The following is a 6,191-nucleotide window of genomic DNA, read 5'->3' as shown; positions in this document are numbered from 1 at the left end:
TTATTTTTTTATTATGGCTGTTGTGAGTCTCGATATGCATACAAGTTTGCCTTCATCGTTGGTTATTCGAATTTCCCAAATATGCGTTTTCTTTCCAATATGAATAGCTTTTGCTTTACCATAAACATAGCCAGAATCCACAGGCCTTATATGGTTTCCGTTAACTTCCAGCCCAACGGCGTGGTAATTATTTAAATCGATTAATAAGCCAGAAGCAATACTGCCAAGTGTCTCTGCTAGAACAATAGAAGCTCCTCCATGTAGAATCCCAAAAGGTTGTTTTGTTCTATCATCAACAGGCATTTTGCCGGTAAGAGAATCGTTTTCGGCGCTTATAAGCTCAATTCCTAAATTATTTATAATGCCAGATTTCTCGTAGCTTTTATATGCCTCTATGTTTTTATCTTTAAATATGATCATTGACACTATATTTATTGCGACAAATGTAGACAATAATGCAATTTTATAAGATTCGATGAACCTTGTTGTGTCATATTGTCAGCATTAATGTCATGGCATATAGTTTGACTAGAGAAACAAAAATTAAAAATAATTAAAATGGCTAAAGGCAATATCAATGTACAGACGGAAAACATATTTCCGATCATTAAAAAATTCTTATACTCCGACCAGGAAATCTTTCTAAGAGAATTAGTATCAAATGCTATAGATGCAACTCAAAAGCTAAAGACGCTTTCTTCTTTGGGTAAAGTAAAAGGGGATATAGGAGAATTAAGAGTAGAAGTGGTTTTGGATAAAGATGCCAAAACGATCACTATAAAAGATAACGGTTTGGGTATGTCTTCCGATGAGGTTGAAAAATACATTAACCAAATCGCGTTTTCTGGTGCGGAAGAATTTGTAAAGAAATTCAAAGATAAAGGAGATGGTGCCAATATAATTGGACATTTCGGTTTAGGTTTTTACTCTTCATTTATGGTAGCAGATACAGTTGAGATTATTACTAAGTCTCATGTGAAATCTGCAAAAGCAGCTCATTGGACTTGCGATGGTAGTCCTAACTACGAAATGATTGAGCATGACAGAAAAGATAGAGGAACAGATATTATTCTGCACGTTTCGGAAGAAGAAGGTGCTGAATATTTAGAAGAAAGTAGAATCAAAGAATTACTTAACAAGTACTGTAGATTTCTTCCTGTTGAGATTAAATTCGGGACAAACGAAGAAACTCTTAAAACAGGAGAAGGTGACGATGCTAAAGAGGAAAAGGTAATTACCGATAATATTGTTAATAACCCTAAGCCAGCTTGGACACAAACACCTACTAAATTAAAGGATGAGGATTACAAGTCTTTTTATAGAGAGTTGTATCCAATGAACTTCGAGGAGCCTTTGTTTCATATTCACTTGAATGTAGATTTTCCTTTTAATTTGACTGGTATTCTTTACTTCCCGAAGCTAAACAACAGCATGGAAGTTCAAAAGGACAAAATTCAATTGTATAGTAATCAGGTTTTTGTAACGGATTCTGTTGAAGGTATTGTTCCTGAATTTTTGACTTTATTACATGGTGTGATAGATTCTCCAGACATTCCATTAAATGTATCTAGATCTTATTTACAGTCGGATGCAAGCGTGAAAAAGATTTCTAATCACATTTCTAAGAAAGTTGCTGACAAACTTGAAAGCCTTTTCAAGAAGGATAGAAAGGATTTTGAATCTAAATGGGACGATATTAAAGTATTCATCGAGTACGGTATGTTATCTGAAGAGAAGTTTAATGAAAAAGCATCTAAATTCGGATTGTACAAGAACACAGAAGGGGTTTACCATACAATGGAAGAGTACTTGGCAAAAATCAAGGACAACCAAACCGATAAGGACAAAAAAATTGTTTGCTTATATACGTCTAATGAACAAGAGCAATATTCTTACATTCAATCAGCTAAGAATAAAGGGTACGATGTATTGATAATGGATTCTCCTTTAACTAGTCATTTGCTTTCTAGATTGGAGCAAAGTGTTCCGGATGTTACTTTTGTAAGAGTTGATTCTGATACAGTAGAAAAGTTGATTAAGAAAGACGAAGAAGTACCTTCTAAATTAACAGAGAAAGATGAAAAGGCGTTGCAACCAATTATCGAGGAAGTTGTACCTAAGGAGAAATTCACTGTTTCTTTCGAAAGTATGAGCGAAAAAGAGCAACCGTTTATTATTACAGAGCCTGAGTTTATGCGAAGAATGAAAGAGCAACAACGCATGGGTGGCGGTGGAATGATGATGATGGGTAATATGCCAGAGATGTATAACCTTGTTATTAATTCGAACCATGAAATAGTAGGTAAGATGCTTAAGGAGAAGGATAAAGCGAAGCAGAAAGAATTGATTAAGCAAACAAGTGATTTGGCTATGCTATCTCAGAACTTATTGAAAGGTGAGGAATTAGATAGCTTCATTAAAAGAAGCCTTGATTTAATCAAGTAATAAATAAAATTCTAATCTTCAATGAACCCGCCGTCTTCATCTTCGGGTTCTTGAAGAGGAGGATAAAACTCGTATTCAAAAAGTAGCTTTCTTTTAGCTCCTAATTGATCAACGACAATTCGGTAAACGATGTCTGATTCATCGTATTCGTAAGTAGTAATAGTAGGAGGAACTTCTTTTTGATGTTCCTCTTTTACTTCTACTATGTAATACTTTGTCATCTTATCTTTACTAAACTTCATTTGTTGGTTTGTAACTCCATCCTTTTTGCGAATTACGTTTCCTAAATGATCGTATTCGTAGGTTAATTCACCTTTTAATTTAGATCCACCTGAAAGCCAGGATCTCTTTTCTGAAAGCAACTGTCCTTTTCCGTTATACTTGTATGTCGCGCTTAGCATTGGTTTGAAGTTGAAGTCAACCACCTTTTTACTTAAAACTCTTCCTGCTTCATCGTTTTTATATTTTTCGATAGACATTACATGATGTTCTTTATTCTTAATCTTAAATTTGGATAAATATCCAAGTTTATCATACTCATATTCGTAATAAAAGTCGTGTTTCCCTCCAAGCGTTACCGATCTTTTTAAACTCTTTTCAAAGTCGAAATAATAAGTATCCGTGTACCGATCATTGTACGGCTGGGTAATTTTATAAATCCTGCACAAACTATCAATAGCGATGATTTTTTCTTCATAGAAGGTATCGTTTCGGTGAACGATTTTCTTGACAATGTTACCCAGGTTATTTGAATTAAACTTGTAGACGTACTCTTCAGCAGATTTTGTAATATGGCCTCTTTTGTTTCTTTCTTTGAAGTCTGTACGAATTAAATTACCATTTTCTGCGTAATTTTCCGTGCTGAATTTATACCATTCGTCGTCTTCGAAACCATCAGTCCATTTATATTCTGATTTTGAAATGGATTTAATTCGGTTGTTTAGGATACGCGCTTTCTTCTTCTCGATTTTCTCGTTGTAAACTTGTCCGTTGTAGAATAGGCTCTGATGTGAGACTATTTCTCCGATATAGTTCTCATGCCGCACGTAAAGAGCAAAGTCAGAAATGGTTTCAATGTTTTCATTATCCTCAATATCTACAGTTTCGAAAGTTGAATAGTCTTCATCTAACCAACTTAGACTATCAATTCTTTCTTGCGAATAGCAAAACATAGGGAATGTAAATAGAAATAAAATTGAGTACAGATTATTCATCCGAAAGAGCAATGGATAGTACGTCAGATTTGGTAATAGGATTCTAAAGGTAATCAATTTGTGGGCTATGTTTATAGTTAAATGATCACGTATATCATGGAAGAGACTTTACTGGTAAGTTCTGATTTGTTCTTTTATGTGTTGTTGATTTCGAATATTTGAGAATAACAGATCTGTATGATTAACTCGTATATCGTTGCTATATTTGCCAAAATAAAATTGAAGTAAAGTCTAATGGCGAAATTCGTAAAGTATTTAGGAGGAGGTTTGGGATGGGCATTTGGTGGTCCTATAGGTGGTCTGTTTGGCTATTTCATGGGTTCTATGATAGACAATGCACTTTCTGGTGAAGATACGGAAACTGGAACCAGAAGTAGCGGGCGAACAACTCCAGGTGATTTTGGCGCTAGTTTATTGGTTTTATCTGCAGCGGTAATGAAAGCAGATGGGAAAGTCTTAAAAAGTGAACTGTCGTTTGTAAAAGACTTTTATCGTAATCAATTCGGTGCTGCTCAAACAAATGAGCAGATGGCTATGCTCAAAGAACTTCTTAAACAAGACATCCCTTTACAAGATGTTTGTTTACAGATAAAGGCCAATATGGATTATTCAGCTAGACTACAAATGATGCATTACTTGTTTGGTATAGCTAGGGCCGATGGAAATGTAGATAATAGTGAAATAGACGTAATAGTAACTATTGCTCGATTCATGGGGATAAGGCCAATGGATTTCGAGTCTATCAAAGCAATGTTTGTGAAAAGCGTTGATGGAGATTTTAAGGTGCTTGAATTAGATCCTAATTGTACAGATGATGAATTAAAAAAGGCATACCGTAAAATGGCCGTTAAATTTCACCCCGATAAGGTAAGTCATTTAGGAGATGATCATCAGAAGGCTGCTAAAGAGAAGTTTCAGAAAATAACGGATGCCCATGAAAATATTAAAAAGCAAAGAGGGCTTAAATGATTGCATAAAGATGTATGAAATTGCGGTTCTTACTTTAAGTGGTATTATATAAGTCAAATATTTTCAATGCACTAAATAAATTGTAAGTTTGCCTAGCTAAATCTACAGGTGTAGGTTCTATTTAATAATAAACTTAATAAGCATGAAAAGGAATTTAATTAAAATAGGCATAGTTCTATTAGCTGGAGCTACCTTCTTGACTTCTTGTGAGAAAAGCGATAGCACAAGAAATAAAAGAATTATTGGTGAGTGGACAATGACTACGCAAACTACTACATCTGCATCTAATACAAATACAATAACTAACAATAATGTAAATGATGATGAAGTAACATACGTGGCGTCATCATCAGATTTTTCAAACATAGCAGATGGTATTTATATCAGTGAAAGTCAATCGGAATGGATTAGGGAGTATGATTTGCAAAGAGTAAAATCGTATGATAATGACTGGGATCCGGAAGATTGGGAATCATGTCCTACAGGTGAGGATGATGAGTGTGAGGAGGATGAATATACTAATGCTAGTAGAACTGAGCAGAAAAGGGCATATGTTATTATTGTGTTTGATGATGGTACTTACCAGGAAACATCTACAATTACAAGAGTTTCTTATGAAAGTAAAGGAGAAGCAACTGGGTCAAATTATGATGGTAATAATTTGCAAGCAGGATCTGATTGGGATACAGACAATGATTATAGCGAAGACAAGCCAGATGTAACTGTTACTACAGGTACATGGGAGTGGAGAGGCAATATCGATGATAACGGATATATCTCAGCTGGTACTATGCAAGGTACTGTTGTGACGTTAGAGAAAGACATCCTTACATTATCTGATTCTAATTCTAGAACGGAGAATGATGATGAGAGTGATGAGGTCGAAGATATGTATGAGCATGATGAGAATGATATGAAAGATGGTATTAACACAACCATTACTACGTATGCTTCTACTTCTACGTCATCTCAAGTTTGGACAAAATCAGATGATAAGAAAGCAGGAAAAGTAGACTAATTACTTTTTAGTAATAAAATTTAAAAGCCTCTTGAGTTTTCCTAAGAGGCTTTTTTTATGTTTTTATCTGTTAGGTAATAGCGTTTTGTCTCCACCCTCCTCTGAAGAAATAAACTGTAGTTAATAAGGGATATGGTAGATATGCTATTCGTGGATAGTGCTTTTTACTTTCCTGTTATATGCAAGCAAATACAATAAAATGGAAAGAATACAACATATAGAAAATGAGATTTCCGAGTTAAGAAATCAATTACAGAATCATAAACTATACAAAAACTTAAAGACAGTAAATGACATCAAGGTTCTTATGGAAAATCACGTGTTTGCTGTTTGGGACTTCATGTCACTTTTAAAGTCTCTTCAAATAAAATTGACAAATATTGAAATTCCCTGGACACCTTCTGAAAATGCAACTCTTTCGAGGTTTATAAATGAAATAGTACACGGAGAAGAAAGTGATATTAACGAGTTAGGAGAACCAAAAAGTCATTTTGAAATGTACTTAGATGCAATGCATCAAATTGGAGCGAATACTAGTGGTATTT

At 34.5% G+C, this 6,191-nt stretch carries 6 protein-coding genes; 4 read left to right on the top strand and 2 right to left on the bottom strand.

The annotated features are described in order from the left end of the window. Complete coding sequence (locus HRT72_07730) at positions 1–420, bottom strand: hotdog fold thioesterase (GenBank protein ID NQY67596.1); 420 nt, start codon at positions 418–420, stop codon at positions 1–3. 138 nt (positions 421–558) lie between these two features. On the opposite strand from HRT72_07730, the gene htpG reads away from it, so the two are divergent. Then, positions 559–2,445 carry a molecular chaperone HtpG gene (htpG, locus tag HRT72_07725; GenBank protein NQY67595.1) on the top strand — a complete coding sequence of 629 codons (1,887 nt, stop codon included), beginning with the start codon at positions 559–561 and terminating at the stop codon, positions 2,443–2,445. Positions 2,446–2,456: 11 nt separating this feature from the next. Here htpG and HRT72_07720 read toward each other — a convergent pair whose 3' ends face one another. Continuing rightward, complete coding sequence (locus tag HRT72_07720) at positions 2,457–3,659, bottom strand: hypothetical protein (protein ID NQY67594.1); 1,203 nt, start codon at positions 3,657–3,659, stop codon at positions 2,457–2,459. A 234-nt stretch (positions 3,660–3,893) separates the two neighbouring features. Between HRT72_07720 and HRT72_07715 the strand changes: the two genes are divergently transcribed. The 3 genes from HRT72_07715 to HRT72_07705 all read left to right on the top strand — a co-directional run. Beyond that, positions 3,894–4,628 carry a TerB family tellurite resistance protein gene (locus HRT72_07715; protein ID NQY67593.1) on the top strand — a complete coding sequence of 245 codons (735 nt, stop codon included), beginning with the start codon at positions 3,894–3,896 and terminating at the stop codon, positions 4,626–4,628. 142 nt (positions 4,629–4,770) lie between these two features. Next, positions 4,771–5,646: a hypothetical protein gene (locus tag HRT72_07710; protein NQY67592.1), complete on the top strand. Its 876-nt coding sequence runs from the start codon at positions 4,771–4,773 to the stop codon at positions 5,644–5,646. A gap of 199 nt (positions 5,647–5,845) precedes the next feature. Next, positions 5,846–6,191, top strand: a 346-nt coding sequence (locus tag HRT72_07705) for a DUF3050 domain-containing protein (protein ID NQY67591.1), incomplete at its 3' end; no start/stop codon positions are given.

Source organism: Flavobacteriales bacterium (genome assembly GCA_013214975.1).
In the GTDB taxonomy this organism is placed as follows: domain Bacteria; phylum Bacteroidota; class Bacteroidia; order DT-38; family DT-38; genus DT-38.
The sequence above is the reverse complement of the archived record's forward strand: the minus strand, read 5'-3'. Positions and strand labels throughout refer to the sequence as shown.

Excerpts from the sequence above, each read along its gene's own strand:
- HRT72_07710 (NQY67592.1), top strand. The coding sequence starts at position 4,771 with ATGAAAAGGAATTTAATTAAAATAGGCATAGTTCTATTAGCTGGAGCT.
- HRT72_07715 (NQY67593.1), top strand. The coding sequence starts at position 3,894 with ATGGCGAAATTCGTAAAGTATTTAGGAGGAGGTTTGGGATGGGCATTT.
- htpG (NQY67595.1), top strand. The coding sequence starts at position 559 with ATGGCTAAAGGCAATATCAATGTACAGACGGAAAACATATTTCCGATC.
- HRT72_07720 (NQY67594.1), bottom strand. The coding sequence starts at position 3,659 with ATGAATAATCTGTACTCAATTTTATTTCTATTTACATTCCCTATGTTT.
- HRT72_07730 (NQY67596.1), bottom strand. The coding sequence starts at position 420 with ATGATCATATTTAAAGATAAAAACATAGAGGCATATAAAAGCTACGAG.